The sequence below is a fragment of the Bradyrhizobium sp. 215_C5_N1_1 genome (assembly GCF_052075935.1).
In the GTDB taxonomy this organism is placed as follows: Bacteria; Pseudomonadota; Alphaproteobacteria; order Rhizobiales; family Xanthobacteraceae; genus Bradyrhizobium; species Bradyrhizobium barranii.
Genome location: NZ_CP197228.1, coordinates 7,222,501 through 7,235,276 on the forward strand (window position 1 = coordinate 7,222,501; position 12,776 = coordinate 7,235,276).

10 protein-coding genes, 2 tRNA genes and 2 rRNA genes (1 of these 14 running past the window's edge) are annotated in these 12,776 nt (G+C 58.7%); 4 read left to right on the forward strand and 10 right to left on the reverse strand.

Annotated features, from left to right (window positions below):
- The 8 genes from AB7G19_RS34530 to AB7G19_RS34565 form a co-directional block, all read right to left on the reverse strand.
- A 23S ribosomal RNA gene (locus AB7G19_RS34530) occupies positions 1 to 985 on the reverse strand (it extends 1,888 nt beyond the left edge of the window).
- A gap of 414 nt (positions 986 to 1,399) precedes the next feature.
- Positions 1,400 to 1,475 (reverse strand) — tRNA-Ala (locus tag AB7G19_RS34535).
- A 33-nt stretch (positions 1,476 to 1,508) separates the two neighbouring features.
- Positions 1,509 to 1,585 (reverse strand) — tRNA-Ile (locus tag AB7G19_RS34540).
- A 188-nt stretch (positions 1,586 to 1,773) separates the two neighbouring features.
- Positions 1,774 to 3,262: ribosomal RNA gene (locus tag AB7G19_RS34545) — 16S ribosomal RNA — on the reverse strand.
- Together the 16S and 23S rRNA genes with 2 tRNA genes alongside form the textbook arrangement of a ribosomal RNA operon.
- Before the next feature lie 616 nt (positions 3,263 to 3,878).
- Positions 3,879 to 4,679 (reverse strand): class I SAM-dependent methyltransferase, encoded by an 801-nt coding sequence (locus tag AB7G19_RS34550; RefSeq protein ID WP_085398209.1) that lies wholly within the window; start codon positions 4,677 to 4,679, stop codon positions 3,879 to 3,881.
- A gap of 153 nt (positions 4,680 to 4,832) precedes the next feature.
- Entirely contained in the window at positions 4,833 to 5,621 is a 789-nt protein-coding gene (locus AB7G19_RS34555; RefSeq protein ID WP_085398208.1) for an ABC transporter ATP-binding protein, read from the reverse strand.
- Positions 5,615 to 6,634, reverse strand: a complete 1,020-nt coding sequence (locus AB7G19_RS34560; protein WP_245343889.1) for an ABC transporter permease — start codon at positions 6,632 to 6,634, stop codon at positions 5,615 to 5,617. Before AB7G19_RS34560 ends, AB7G19_RS34555 begins: the two co-directional genes overlap by 7 nt.
- Positions 6,635 to 6,654: 20 nt before the next feature.
- Positions 6,655 to 7,785 (reverse strand): ABC transporter substrate-binding protein, encoded by a 1,131-nt coding sequence (locus AB7G19_RS34565; RefSeq protein WP_085398206.1) that lies wholly within the window; start codon positions 7,783 to 7,785, stop codon positions 6,655 to 6,657.
- Between the two features lie 440 nt (positions 7,786 to 8,225).
- Between AB7G19_RS34565 and AB7G19_RS34570 the strand changes: the two genes are divergently transcribed.
- The gene (locus tag AB7G19_RS34570) at positions 8,226 to 8,567 is read left to right on the forward strand and encodes a hypothetical protein (RefSeq protein ID WP_085398205.1); all 342 of its coding nucleotides are present in this window, start codon (positions 8,226 to 8,228) and stop codon (positions 8,565 to 8,567) included.
- A 292-nt stretch (positions 8,568 to 8,859) separates the two neighbouring features.
- Here the strand turns inward: AB7G19_RS34570 and AB7G19_RS34575 are convergent, their stop codons facing one another.
- Positions 8,860 to 9,297 carry a YybH family protein gene (locus tag AB7G19_RS34575; RefSeq protein WP_071916327.1) on the reverse strand — a complete coding sequence of 146 codons (438 nt, stop codon included), beginning with the start codon at positions 9,295 to 9,297 and terminating at the stop codon, positions 8,860 to 8,862.
- A 444-nt stretch (positions 9,298 to 9,741) separates the two neighbouring features.
- Between AB7G19_RS34575 and AB7G19_RS34580 the strand changes: the two genes are divergently transcribed.
- Both AB7G19_RS34580 and AB7G19_RS34585 read left to right on the forward strand, forming a co-directional pair.
- Complete coding sequence (locus tag AB7G19_RS34580) at positions 9,742 to 10,305, forward strand: aminotransferase class III-fold pyridoxal phosphate-dependent enzyme (RefSeq protein WP_275552147.1); 564 nt, start codon at positions 9,742 to 9,744, stop codon at positions 10,303 to 10,305.
- The gene (locus AB7G19_RS34585; protein WP_283808584.1) at positions 10,298 to 10,771 is read left to right on the forward strand and encodes an aminotransferase class III-fold pyridoxal phosphate-dependent enzyme; all 474 of its coding nucleotides are present in this window, start codon (positions 10,298 to 10,300) and stop codon (positions 10,769 to 10,771) included. Before AB7G19_RS34580 ends, AB7G19_RS34585 begins: the two co-directional genes overlap by 8 nt.
- Before the next feature lie 35 nt (positions 10,772 to 10,806).
- Here the strand turns inward: AB7G19_RS34585 and AB7G19_RS34590 are convergent, their stop codons facing one another.
- Positions 10,807 to 11,286: a MarR family winged helix-turn-helix transcriptional regulator gene (locus AB7G19_RS34590; RefSeq protein ID WP_085403315.1), complete on the reverse strand. Its 480-nt coding sequence runs from the start codon at positions 11,284 to 11,286 to the stop codon at positions 10,807 to 10,809.
- 156 nt (positions 11,287 to 11,442) lie between these two features.
- On the opposite strand from AB7G19_RS34590, the gene AB7G19_RS34595 reads away from it, so the two are divergent.
- Positions 11,443 to 12,771, forward strand: a complete 1,329-nt coding sequence (locus AB7G19_RS34595) for a Rieske 2Fe-2S domain-containing protein (RefSeq protein ID WP_063985290.1) — start codon at positions 11,443 to 11,445, stop codon at positions 12,769 to 12,771.
- The last annotated feature ends 5 nt before the right edge of the window (positions 12,772 to 12,776 follow it).

The window sequence follows — 12,776 nt, forward strand, 5'->3', positions numbered from 1 at the left end:
GCCCATCCAGTGCTCTACCCCCTGAGGTATTCATCCGAGGCGATACCTAAATATCTTTCGCGGAGAACCAGCTATTTCCCAGTTTGATTGGCCTTTCACCCCTAACCACAAGTCATCGGAGTCTTTTTCAACAGACACCCGTTCGGTCCTCCAGTGAGTGTTACCTCACCTTCAACCTGCTCATGGCTAGATCACTAGGTTTCGGGTCTAATACAACGAACTTGACGCCCTATTCAGACTCGCTTTCGCTACGCCTTCGCCTATCGGCTTAAGCTTGCTCGTTAAATTAAGTCGCTGGCCCATAATACAAAAGGTACGATGTCACCCAGAACGTATCTTGGGCTCCATCTGTTTGTAGGTGTCCGGTTTCAGGTCTATTTCACTCCCCTCGTCGGGGTGCTTTTCACCTTTCCCTCACGGTACTGGTTCACTATCGGTCGCTGAGGAGTACTTAGGCTTGGAGGGTGGTCCCCCCGCGTTCAGACAGGATTTCACGTGTCCCGCCTTACTCGTGGATACATCATCGCATTACTCGTACGGGGCTATCACCCTCTAAGGCCCGGCTTTCCTGACCGGTTCCGATTGTCTTTGATGTATCACTGGCCTGGTCCGCGTTCGCTCGCCACTACTAACGGAGTCTCTGTTGATGTCCTTTCCTCCAGGTACTTAGATGTTTCAGTTCCCTGGGTTTGCTTGAAACCTCCTATGTATTCAGAAGTCTCATACCTTCTCTTGATAACCGGAAATCCAAAACCTCTTCGATCGAAATCTAAAGGTCCAGGCATCTCTCATTTCTGATCGAACCCCACACCAATGTCTTTCGACAAAGGTCTTGGAGTTCCGGCTATCGAAGGTGGGTTTCCCCATTCGGAAATCCATGGATCAAAGCTTCTTCGCAGCTCCCCACGGCTTATCGCAGCGTAGCACGTCCTTCATCGCCTCTCAGCGCCAAGGCATCCACCGAACACCCTTAAGGCACTTGATTGCTCTCATTATCAATGTCCACACACTCGGCAGAATGTTGTCTGTAAGAACTGCCTTGCGGCGCGCGTCCTCGATGAACGCTATTCTCACAGCCGGACAATGATTAGAAAGACCAGCTTGCTTCGTAAGATCGTTCCGATAGCGAGGCGGTCAAGCTTCGCTAAAAGGATCATTTACAACTCGCATGTCTCTCAAACGCAGCCTTGTGAGCTACATTGAAAGACGCACGAGCGCCGAAATGATCCGGAGATAATGAAGTATCGCGCAACAATTGCTTGTTGCCCGATCCAACTCGGATCGATCTCCTCTTTACGATGTCAGAAATCACGCAGCTCACTGTCCATCCGGACTAGTAAGTGCGAAGTGATGTTTCGCGGACGATTTAGATGCACGATCAGTCGATGATCAAACCATCTGGTGGAGCCAGACGGGATCGAACCGACGACCTCATGCTTGCAAAGCACGCGCTCTCCCAGCTGAGCTATGGCCCCGTAACCAGAAGACGAATGCTCACTCGATGAGTGTGGTGGGCCTGGGAAGACTTGAACTTCCGACCTCACGCTTATCAAGCGCGCGCTCTAACCAACTGAGCTACAAGCCCCTAACGCATATCCAGTCAAGGACCAGGGATTCTGCAAGCCTGCAGCCCCAGCGCGTGTTCGTCCGCGAAGAAAGAGAAACGAAGACGGCGAAATCCCGCCAATGCAGCTCAACAATCCTGACGATCGTTGGCCACTGATGTTTCTAAAACGGTTCGATAGAAGCAAGCTTCTGAAGAACCATCCTTAGAAAGGAGGTGATCCAGCCGCAGGTTCCCCTACGGCTACCTTGTTACGACTTCACCCCAGTCGCTGACCCTACCGTGGCCGGCTGCCTCCATTGCTGGTTAGCGCACCGTCTTCAGGTAAAACCAACTCCCATGGTGTGACGGGCGGTGTGTACAAGGCCCGGGAACGTATTCACCGTGGCGTGCTGATCCACGATTACTAGCGATTCCAACTTCATGGGCTCGAGTTGCAGAGCCCAATCCGAACTGAGACGGCTTTTTGAGATTTGCGAAGGGTCGCCCCTTAGCATCCCATTGTCACCGCCATTGTAGCACGTGTGTAGCCCAGCCCGTAAGGGCCATGAGGACTTGACGTCATCCCCACCTTCCTCGCGGCTTATCACCGGCAGTCTCCTTAGAGTGCTCAACTAAATGGTAGCAACTAAGGACGGGGGTTGCGCTCGTTGCGGGACTTAACCCAACATCTCACGACACGAGCTGACGACAGCCATGCAGCACCTGTGTTCCAGGCTCCGAAGAGAAGGTCACATCTCTGCGACCGGTCCTGGACATGTCAAGGGCTGGTAAGGTTCTGCGCGTTGCGTCGAATTAAACCACATGCTCCACCGCTTGTGCGGGCCCCCGTCAATTCCTTTGAGTTTTAATCTTGCGACCGTACTCCCCAGGCGGAATGCTTAAAGCGTTAGCTGCGCCACTAGTGAGTAAACCCACTAACGGCTGGCATTCATCGTTTACGGCGTGGACTACCAGGGTATCTAATCCTGTTTGCTCCCCACGCTTTCGTGCCTCAGCGTCAGTATCGGGCCAGTGAGCCGCCTTCGCCACTGGTGTTCTTGCGAATATCTACGAATTTCACCTCTACACTCGCAGTTCCACTCACCTCTCCCGAACTCAAGATCTTCAGTATCAAAGGCAGTTCTGGAGTTGAGCTCCAGGATTTCACCCCTGACTTAAAGACCCGCCTACGCACCCTTTACGCCCAGTGATTCCGAGCAACGCTAGCCCCCTTCGTATTACCGCGGCTGCTGGCACGAAGTTAGCCGGGGCTTATTCTTGCGGTACCGTCATTATCTTCCCGCACAAAAGAGCTTTACAACCCTAGGGCCTTCATCACTCACGCGGCATGGCTGGATCAGGGTTGCCCCCATTGTCCAATATTCCCCACTGCTGCCTCCCGTAGGAGTTTGGGCCGTGTCTCAGTCCCAATGTGGCTGATCATCCTCTCAGACCAGCTACTGATCGTCGCCTTGGTGAGCCATTACCTCACCAACTAGCTAATCAGACGCGGGCCGATCTTTCGGCGATAAATCTTTCCCCGTAAGGGCTTATCCGGTATTAGCACAAGTTTCCCTGTGTTGTTCCGAACCAAAAGGTACGTTCCCACGCGTTACTCACCCGTCTGCCGCTGACGTATTGCTACGCCCGCTCGACTTGCATGTGTTAAGCCTGCCGCCAGCGTTCGCTCTGAGCCAGGATCAAACTCTCAAGTTGGACTTGAACTTTGAACCGGCTGATCACAACGTTTGACGAGGTCCCACCATTATTTCGACAACCGAAGTCGCCGAGCTGCCCGCGATTCACATCGCTGGCAGCGATGGTGTTTCCTTTAAAACGTGTACCGCCGAAGTCTTTCGTCCCCTCTCAGAACTCAAAAGCCGAAGCTCTTCAGTGTCCGAGAGGCGCAAGGACTCCGCCGTCCACGTTTCTCTTTCTTCATCTTCACTTGTCAAACAGCCCGGGACCACGAGGCCCCAACCTTCCAGAGTGGAAGGGTTCCGACACCCTTACCGACGATGAATGAACTCCAATCGACTTACGTCGACTGTTGTGTCACTCAACAAGGTGAGGAGCATCAAGAGCGTGCATGCTTCCCTTGGCATCTAGGCCAAAGAGAGCGCCCGACAGACGAGCAACGCTGGAAAACGCATAGACGCTCACTCACCTGACTTCAAGCAGAAAATGAAAAATTTCCACTTCGCCAATCTTCTCGTATCCGCGTAGCAGAGCAGCAAGCCTGCTCGTCCTGGTTAAGCCCAGACGTTCATCGACTTTCCACCCGGGCACTCAGATAGTCAGGACCTCGGAAGAGACCGCTCTGGCCGTCGAGTTAGGGAACGATGCCTCTGCACGCCCACGCGACGTTTGCAAAGGACCTCGGGCCGTCGGGCCGGCCGGCCTCGTAGGCATCGCGCACGGCGGCGTCGGTGCGCGCTCGCTCCGCAGCGTCGAGCGCTGCCACATACTTGCCGAGCGGCCCTTCGCCAGCGGCAATCGGCGTCCAATAGTCGGCAAAGCTTTTGTAGTCCATGCGGATCATCAGCTCTACTTCCGCAATGCTCACGAGACCCTGTTCGGCAAAAGTCCGTCTCAGTTCGCCCGGCTGCATCATTGGTTGAAAGCAATAGCGACTGCGCAGCTGGCGCCCGCTTTCACCGAGTGCCGCCACCGTGTCGACCATCATGCGCATGCCGGGCATCCCGCCGAGATGATCCCACACCGCTGCCGCGACCACGCCGCCCGGCCGAACGACGCGGCGCATCTCGGCTACTGCCTTACCGGCTTCGGGAACGAAGTGGAGCACGAGAAGCGCCAAAGCGCGATCGAACGTGCCGCCCTCGAAGGGCAGTGCACAGGCATCAGCCTGCCGGACTTTTATTCGCGGGTTTGTGTTGCGCCGGATCACGTCCTCGACAAAGACTGGTGAATAGTCGATCGCGGTAATCTCGGCGAGGTCGGCGGCTCTGGCGAGCGTGAAGGTCAGGCTACCGGTGCCACAGCCGATGTCGAGAATCCTTTCGCCGTCGGAAATCCCTGTGAAGTCGATGAATTTCCGCGCGAGTCTTCGGCTCCAGCGGCCCATGAGCTGCTCATAGCCCGCGGCGTTGTGGACGTTGAATTCTGAGGTCATCGAAGTCTCCGTGCGCTTCCCAGATTTTTAGATCTCCACGAGGTGGCTGCACAGCCGCTAACACAATCGCATTGCGATCGCGGCGAGAACGCCGTGCTGCTTGCTCTGTGGATGCGTATGAGAAGATCCGTCACGGCGAGCTCCTTTTGAGGGCTACCATGCCTCATCGAGGCCGAGTTGCCCAAACACCTCGCGACGAAGCTCAACGAAGTGCGGATCGCCCCGGTGGCGAGGATAGGGCTGGCTGTTGACGACTTCAGCCTTGACCCGTGCAGGCCGGTCGCTCAGCACGATGACACGGCCAGCAAGCAATAGCGCCTCCTCGACATCGTGCGTGACCATCAGCGCCGTGAAGCGCGAGCGCTGCCAAAGTGATACGAGTTCCGCCTGCATCGCGATGCGAGTCAGCGAGTCGAGCTGGCCCAAAGGTTCGTCGAGAATGAGCAGCTTTGGGTCGTTGACAAGCGCACGCGCCAGAGCCGCGCGTTGCGCCATGCCACCGGAAAGCTGGTGCGGGTAGGCATTGGCGAAGCCCGTGAGCCCCACCAGGCGCAAGGCGTCTTCGATACGCCCGCCATGAGTGCGTAGCAACCCGCGGGCTTCCAGACCGAGCGCAACGTTGCTCCGTACCGTCCGCCATGGATAGAGCGTTGGGTCTTGAAAAACGACGACGCGCGACGGATCGGGTGCTTCGATCTCTCTTCCCTCCGCTAGCAGGAAGCCGGCTGTTGGAGTGTCGAGCCCCGCGACCAGCCGCAGCAGGGTCGATTTTCCGCACCCACTCGGCCCCAGGAGAGCGACAAATTCGCCGCGGCCGACCTGAAGGCTGATGCGGTCCAATACCGGCAGGGGCTGCCCTTCGAGATCGAAGCTGTGGCTCACTTCGCGGAGCGTTAGCGTCGATCCACGGACCGCGTGATCGCTTGCGATCGCCGCTACCATCGCACCAGACCTTTCTGCCAGGATAGCAGGCGGTCCCGCAAGCGGAACAGCAGCGTGATCAGCCCTGAGCACAAGAACGCCATGAGCAGCAGCGCGGCGTACATATTGGCATAGGCCGCCCAACCTTGCGCCCATTGCAGGTACCAGCCGAGCCCCGCCTTCACGCCCAGCATCTCGGCTACGACAAGAACCGCAAACGAGTTGCCGAGACCCATGAACAGGCCAACAAAGACATGTGGCATTGCCGCCGGAATGGCAACCTTGAGCACGAGGAAGCGCTGGGTTGCTCCCAATGTCCGCGCAATATCGTAATAGGCGCTCTTCACGCAGGCGACGCCCGACCAGGTCAGCACGGTGACCGGAAACCCGGTGGCGAGCGCAATCAGGAAAATGCTGGCGCTGAAGCTCGACGGGAAAACAAAAAATGCGAGCGGCAGCCAAGCTGTCGCGGGCAGCGGCCCGATGAACCGCAAAACTGGGTGGATCCAATAACCGGCGAGCCGCGACCAGCCGATCGCCACGCCGGTTACGAACCCCACCGCCGCACCGAGAAAGTAACCGGTCGCGAGCAGACGCGCTGAGGCGAAGATGCCTTCAGCCAGCCGCCCCCAATCATCGATTACGACTTCGACAACGGCCTGCGGCGGCGGAAAGAACGGCAACGGCAGCAATCCAAGCTTTGCTGTGACGGCCTCCCAGGCAGCAAAAAACAGCGCGAGCGCAAACAGCCACGGGGAGAGCCACTGGAGACGCTGAAAAGCAACAAAACGAACGCCGGCAAAGGCTGCCAGGGCGAGCGCAAGGGCCAACGCGCCGCAGGCAATCGCGAAGCCGCCGGTGTAGGCCCAATCGCTCTCGGGCTTATCCGGCCAGAGCGCAGTGAGCACGGCGACCATAGACCATGCGGCGGCAACAGACAGTCCGCCGATCAACGACCGAGTGGTCGAACTTTCAAAAAAGCCGAAACCCGATTTCTCTGATGGCCTCGGCACTTCATCGATGACCGAGCTCACTGCGGATCTTCCCAATCGGCTCAGCTTAGAACGTCAAGATAAATCCGCTCGGCGAATTTGGCCGGGTCAGTGCTTCGCTTCATGACGTTCACTGCCTTGAGTTCGTCGGTGTAGAGTAGAAGCTGCTTCTTGAGCGTTGCCCCGACCGGGTGATTGTGGTGAGTATGGCTGCGATACATCGTGGCGAGATCCTCTACGGATCCTCTCCCGCCGTAGCCCGAATAGATTGCTGCGGCATCGGCGGGATCGCTGGCAACTAGGTCTGCCCCCTCCAGTATCGATCGGGTCAGAGCGGCCGCCACCGGCATTTCGCTTCGGGTGAGGCTGCCACGTATCGCGAGAACGCAGCAGGTGCGGTCGGCGAATTCACCCGTCAAGTTCGTCGCGATCTCGTTGAGTTTGCCTTCCTTGAGCCAGAGGTAGGGCAGCGGATCTATCTCGGCCAGCGCCTGCACTTCGCCCTTGTCGACGGCAAGCGCGAGCAGATTGGCCGGGTACTGGCGCCACTCTACCTCTTGGGCCGGATCGATGCCCTTTTTGGCGAGGTAGATCGAAAAGAAGTTCTTCGCTGGGCTCGCTTGATCGCTAATCCCGATAGCCTTGCCGCGCAGGGATTCCAGGCTGTCAATATTCGCAGCCTTGGAGCCGAGGAGCCGGATGCAGCCGCCGTGCACACCGGCGGTGATCCGAACGTCGAAACCTTGCTCCAGCGGTTTGAGCCAGCGCAGGGCCAATCCCAAACCGGCATCCGCCTTGCCAGTTGCAATCGCCTCCAACAACTGGTCGGTCGAACCGCCGAAATTGACGAATTCGACATCGAGGTTGTGCTTGGCGAAGATACCCCGCTCCTTTGCGACTGCCGCAGCGACGGTGCACGCCGCGTTCGCATTCCAGGCGAGTTTGAGTTGGCGGGGTGGGCCCTGCAGCTCTTCACTGCTCGCTGCGGCGCGACAAATAAGAGGCTCGCCGGGAATATAAGACAGCGATCCAGTCCCGGATGCCGTCAGCGCGCGAGCCGCTCCAAACATTCCAAGCGGCGCCGTGGCGCCGAGGGTGCAAACCAACGTCAACACCGAGCGGCGGGAGAAGGCGCCCCGCTTCGCTTCGGACAGACCTTTCGTCAAGCTGTTGCCAATTTCGCGCTTTTCCATGTGTCGCTCCCAAACTCGCGTGTGAATGGAATAGAACTGGGCGGCGCTTTGCGGGGCCTTAGCTCACCTCTCTTTGGGCATCATCCGAGCCCGTCTGCTACACGGGTGTGAAGAGCTTCACATTAACGCAAAAAATTGAAAGGAGATAGCCGCGCGGCGATTAAGGCTCTTGTCAATCGTGTTGACCTACTCACGGCGGCGTCTGTCGCATTTGATCGCGATCGGCGCGAGTAGATGGTCAATATCTGAGTCGACACGCACCAGCATGCATGGAGCCTGCGTTGCGCGAATTGAGCAACGCCCGGACCGAGATCATGCAGGATAGGCTGAACTTCGACGCTAAGTTCAGCATGCTTTGGAATGGTCGGCTTCCCGCTTCGCTAGCTTGATCCCGGGAATGGCATCAATGTTGCGCCGGGGCATACTTACAAGGAGGTCGCATGATTACCGCCGTTGTACGATACACACTGCCGCCGCAGATCGACCACGCCGCGTGTCGCGAGCACTTTCACAAGATCGCCCCCAACTTCCGCGGGGTGACGGGGCTGATCAGCAAGCACTTCATCTGGTCCGAAAGCGGCTGGGCGGGCGGCGTGTACCAGTGGGAGCGTATCGAGGACGCTACGGCGTTCTACACCGGGCCGTGGCTCGAGGGCATCATCCAGCGCTACGGCATGAAGCCGCAGATCGATTTTTACGAGGTTTTTGCGGTAACAGACAACACGCGCGGTAAGGTTGAGCTGTTCGAGGAGGCCGTTGCTCCAAATGACCCCAGCAGATAGCTCTTCTACCGCACTAGCGCGTAGAGGTGGCGTTGTATGAGAGGATAGCTGCGGAATCCTCACGTCATCGTAGGTAGCAAGTCCACGCCGCGACCGAATGCGACGATCACTCTGATCTTGGCTCTTCGGAGACGTGCCGATCAGGGCAAATGTCCGCGTTTCGCCAAGAACTGCCCTCCCCGTTAAGTCGCAGTTTGACCCAACCCGGACATATCTTGCACCGGAGACAAGTAGCCCTTTTGGGCGTCCGGTAAGGCCGCCGCCTCGCCGGACCGATTAAGCTTCGACCGCTTTAGTTGAATGTTTGCAGCCTCAATTTGAGCGATCCGTCGGCTTGGCGTTCGAAGACGTGCGTCGCCAAACCACTGAAGGGAGACGGCTTGCCCTCCTTGTCCTTACCCGTAGCGCTCCACTTGGCTGTGCCGAAGACTACCTTGTCGTCTCCGCCGGCATCGATCATCTCCAACTTGTGATCCGTCACACCGCTCGCGAAGAGTCCGGCAAAGAACTTCTCGATCTCGGCCGGCCCCGACGCGACCTGATGTGTGGGCGGCATCAATTTTGCCGTCGCGACATAGGAGGCGCCGATGGCTTTCTCGTCGTGCTTATTAAATGCGGCATCCCAAGCGGCGTAAGCCTTCTCCACGTCCCCCTTGGCGTCCGCGGCCAACGAAATTCCCGGCGCGCCGAGCAGACAAATGAGTAGTGTTGATGTTTGAGCCAACTTCATAGGATACTCCTCTGTTGGATAACGCCTTTCCCGAATGATTAGATCATCTCTCCGGTCGTCTGCCGCGGCTGCGCTCCCGCCAGCATGACGACACCGTCGCCGGTCGCGCTGTGGCCGGCCATTGTTTCATTACGAAAGAGGTGCAGGCGATGGCAACTTCAACGGCGCCGTTCACCTCGGGAGTCCATATCGCGCGTCATGACATCGCTAATGCATCCGGTCCACGCGCCGAACTTCAACCACCACGACCAGTTTTGCGAAGGCAAATTCAGCTGGTTGCCGGAAGAGTCCATCCAATAGTTCGCGGAACAGCAATTCCGGGCAATTACCGTCAACCACGTTGACAAATGGGAGAGAGCGACGGCGCACACATTGCCTAGACCGGAAATCCCCGAGCTGGTCACGGTGTAATTCGCCTTTTGGCCCTTAGCTGACTTTGCCGCGTTGGAGATCGCGCCGGAAGGGTTTGACCATACTTTCCTCGCCGGATCCGGCTCCGAGGCGGTCGACACCGCCCTTAAGATGGCGCTGGCCTATCACCGGGCGCGCGGCGAAGGCCATCGCCAGCGCCTGATCGGGCGCCAGCGCAGTTACCATGGAATGGGATTCGGCGGACTCTCGGTCTCGGGCATCGGATGGCAGCGGGCGCAGTTCGGCGTCATGCTTCCGGGGGTGTCACACCTTCCTCACACACATGATCTCGCGCGAAATGCGTTCAGCAAGGGCGAGCCCGAGCACGGCGTCGAATTTGCAGATGCGCTGGAAGGTCTCCTGACCGCGGTGGACCCCTCGACAGTCGCAGCCGTCATCGTCGAACCGATAGCTGGCGCCGGCGGCGTGCTGCCGCCGCCCAAGGGCTATCTCAAGCGGCTGCGCGAGATCACCAGCAAGCACGGCATCCTGCTGATCTTCGATGAGGTCGTCACCGGCTTCGGAAGACTAGGGGCGCCGTTTGCCGCACAGGCTCTAGGCGTCACGCCGGACCTCATGCGCGAATGGGATGAGTAACGGCGCCGTTCCAATGGGAGGCGTGCTGGTTCATCATCATGTGCACGAGGCCATGTCGCAGGGACCGGAGGCCACCGTCGAGCTCGCTCACGGCTACACCTACTCCGGCCACCCGCTTGCCTGCGCCGCCGCGATTGCCACCCTGGATGTCTATCAGGAGGAAGGCATCTTCGAGAAAGTCGCGCGCATCGCCGGGACATGGGAAGCCGCCATTCACGACATCAGGGGCGCCGGCGGCGCGGTCCGCGATATCCGCAACCTCGGGCTACTTGGGGCCGTAGAGATCAAAGCTGCCCCGAACGCTCCTGGTCAACGGGCCCGCGCCGTGGCGAACAATTGTTTCGAAAATGGGATCTTTGTTCGCGCTGTTGGCGATACACTGATCCTGTCGCCGCCTCTTATCATCAACGAGGAGCAGATTGGTCAGATCGCCGATGGCATCAAGAGCGGCATTCGGACATTGTAAGATACTGAGGCGCAAACAGAGGCCGCCGGAGACCGTTACAGGAATTTCTCGCGGCCCTGTGCTTTGATCTCGGTCTCCAGTTGCTGATCGAGCTTGTCGAGGCTTCGCCTCAAAACCTCGATTTCGTGCGGATCGAGCGCGGCCATGAGCTTGCGCTCGACCCGAACAACGAATTTCTCGATATCCTTGTAGACCTTGCGGCCATCGGTCGTGAGGCTCAGGCTGGCGCGGCGGCGGTCCGCTTTATCCACGTCACGATGAATCAGCCCTCGGCGCACCAGCAATTCGATGGAGCGCGCGACCTTGAACGCATCGGACGAGGTCAATGTCGCAAGTTGCGTGGCCGTCAGCGGCTGATGCCTGGCAATGACCGCGAGGCTTCGCCAGGCCGGCATCGTCAGCTCGTAACGATCTTCGTACATGGGGGAGATGAAGCTGCCCAGCCGCGAAGCGATGAGACCGAACCGGTATCCGGTCCAGTTCTCGAGCGGGAGGATCGTGCTGACCTTGTTCATCAAGACAATTTGCTCGCGGTGATGGGAGCAGAACCATAACGAGTTGCACTGCACCGCTCAACCGCTCGCTTTCCGGACGATCGCGTCATTGACGCAGGGGCGAATTACTTGCATAATGCAAATAATAAGCATTCAAAAGAGCTAGGGAGGATCACCATGTCGAAATCGACTGACGGCCAGGATCTGACGCTGGTTGGCCCGGGTACGGTCATGGGCGAGATGATGCGGCAATACTGGATACCCGCCGCCCTCTCTTCGGAACTATCGGTCGACGGCGATCCAATGCGCCTGATGCTGCTTGGTGAGCAGCTCATTGCCTTCCGTGACAGCTCGGGCCGGGTTGGCGTGCTGGATCATCAATGTCCACATCGCTGTGCCTCGCTGTTCCTCGGCCGTAACGAGCAGGACGGCATCCGTTGCGTCTATCACGGCTGGAAGTTCGACGTTGACGGCCGCTGCCTCGAAATGCCGAACGTCCCCCCTCCGCAGGATTTCAAGGAAAAGGTCCGCGCAAAAAGCTACAGGGTTCGCGAGTGCGCGGGCCTCATATGGGTTTACATGGGCGCGCGGGCCGAGGCGCCGCCGATGCCGATGCACGAAGCGCTGTTCGTTCCGGAGCAGGATCTGACCGTCACCATCCTCCAACGCGAAGCCAACTGGCTCCAGGGCCTCGAAGGCGATATCGACACGTCGCATTTCGGCTTCCTGCATGCCGGACACATCAACCCTGATGATTTCGAGGAAGGCCACCCGGCCCGTCACACGGTTTCCAACCGAGCGCCGGAGTACAAGGTCACCGAGACCGACTGGGGCACGATGTACGGCGCGTTTCGGCCGGAAGCGGACGATCGAATGCACTGGCGCATGGCGCATTTCTCACTGCCGTTCTGGACCCAGACCCCGAACGCCGACTTTGCCGACCACGTGGTCGCCAAGGCGTGGGTGCCCATGGACGACACCCACACGATGCTGATCTCGATCTATGGCGGCCGCGCCAAGGGGGCGACTTACTCGAGTTCCAAGCTGAAATCCGGTGGCGGCATCCCCGGGGCCGACGGTCTGGATTATCTGCCCAACACCACGGACTGGTATGGGCGCTGGCGTGCGGTCCAGAACATCGGCAACGACTGGCAGATCGATCGCGAAGCTCAGCGCACCAACAAGATCTACACCGGCATCCGCAACATCGTGATGCAGGACCAAGCCGTCACGGAAAGCATGGGGCCGATCGTCGATCACACCAAGGAACATCTCGCACCGAGCGACGTGATGATCGCGCGGACGAGGCGGCGCCTGCTCAACGCTGCACGGGCATTCGCCAACAGCGGCACCGTGCCGCCCGGCGTCGACGATGCCGAGGTGTTCTGGAACGCGCGCGCAGGCTCCTACTACGCTGACGCGAAGATCGACTGGCTCGAGGCCTATCAGGACAAGTTGAAGACCGCCATTCGCTGGCGTGCCCCGAGCCCGCAAGCCGCGGAGTAGCGACA

What these genes read in the sequence shown, in the direction of transcription:
- AB7G19_RS34570 (WP_085398205.1), top strand. Translation starts at nt 8,226, where the DNA reads ATGATTACCGCCGTTGTACGATACACACTGCCGCCGCAGATCGACCAC.
- AB7G19_RS34565 (WP_085398206.1), bottom strand. Translation starts at nt 7,785, where the DNA reads ATGGAAAAGCGCGAAATTGGCAACAGCTTGACGAAAGGTCTGTCCGAA.
- AB7G19_RS34590 (WP_085403315.1), bottom strand. Translation starts at nt 11,286, where the DNA reads ATGAACAAGGTCAGCACGATCCTCCCGCTCGAGAACTGGACCGGATAC.
- AB7G19_RS34555 (WP_085398208.1), bottom strand. Translation starts at nt 5,621, where the DNA reads ATGGTAGCGGCGATCGCAAGCGATCACGCGGTCCGTGGATCGACGCTA.
- AB7G19_RS34595 (WP_063985290.1), top strand. Translation starts at nt 11,443, where the DNA reads ATGTCGAAATCGACTGACGGCCAGGATCTGACGCTGGTTGGCCCGGGT.
- AB7G19_RS34575 (WP_071916327.1), bottom strand. Translation starts at nt 9,297, where the DNA reads ATGAAGTTGGCTCAAACATCAACACTACTCATTTGTCTGCTCGGCGCG.
- AB7G19_RS34550 (WP_085398209.1), bottom strand. Translation starts at nt 4,679, where the DNA reads ATGACCTCAGAATTCAACGTCCACAACGCCGCGGGCTATGAGCAGCTC.
- AB7G19_RS34585 (WP_283808584.1), top strand. Translation starts at nt 10,298, where the DNA reads ATGAGTAACGGCGCCGTTCCAATGGGAGGCGTGCTGGTTCATCATCAT.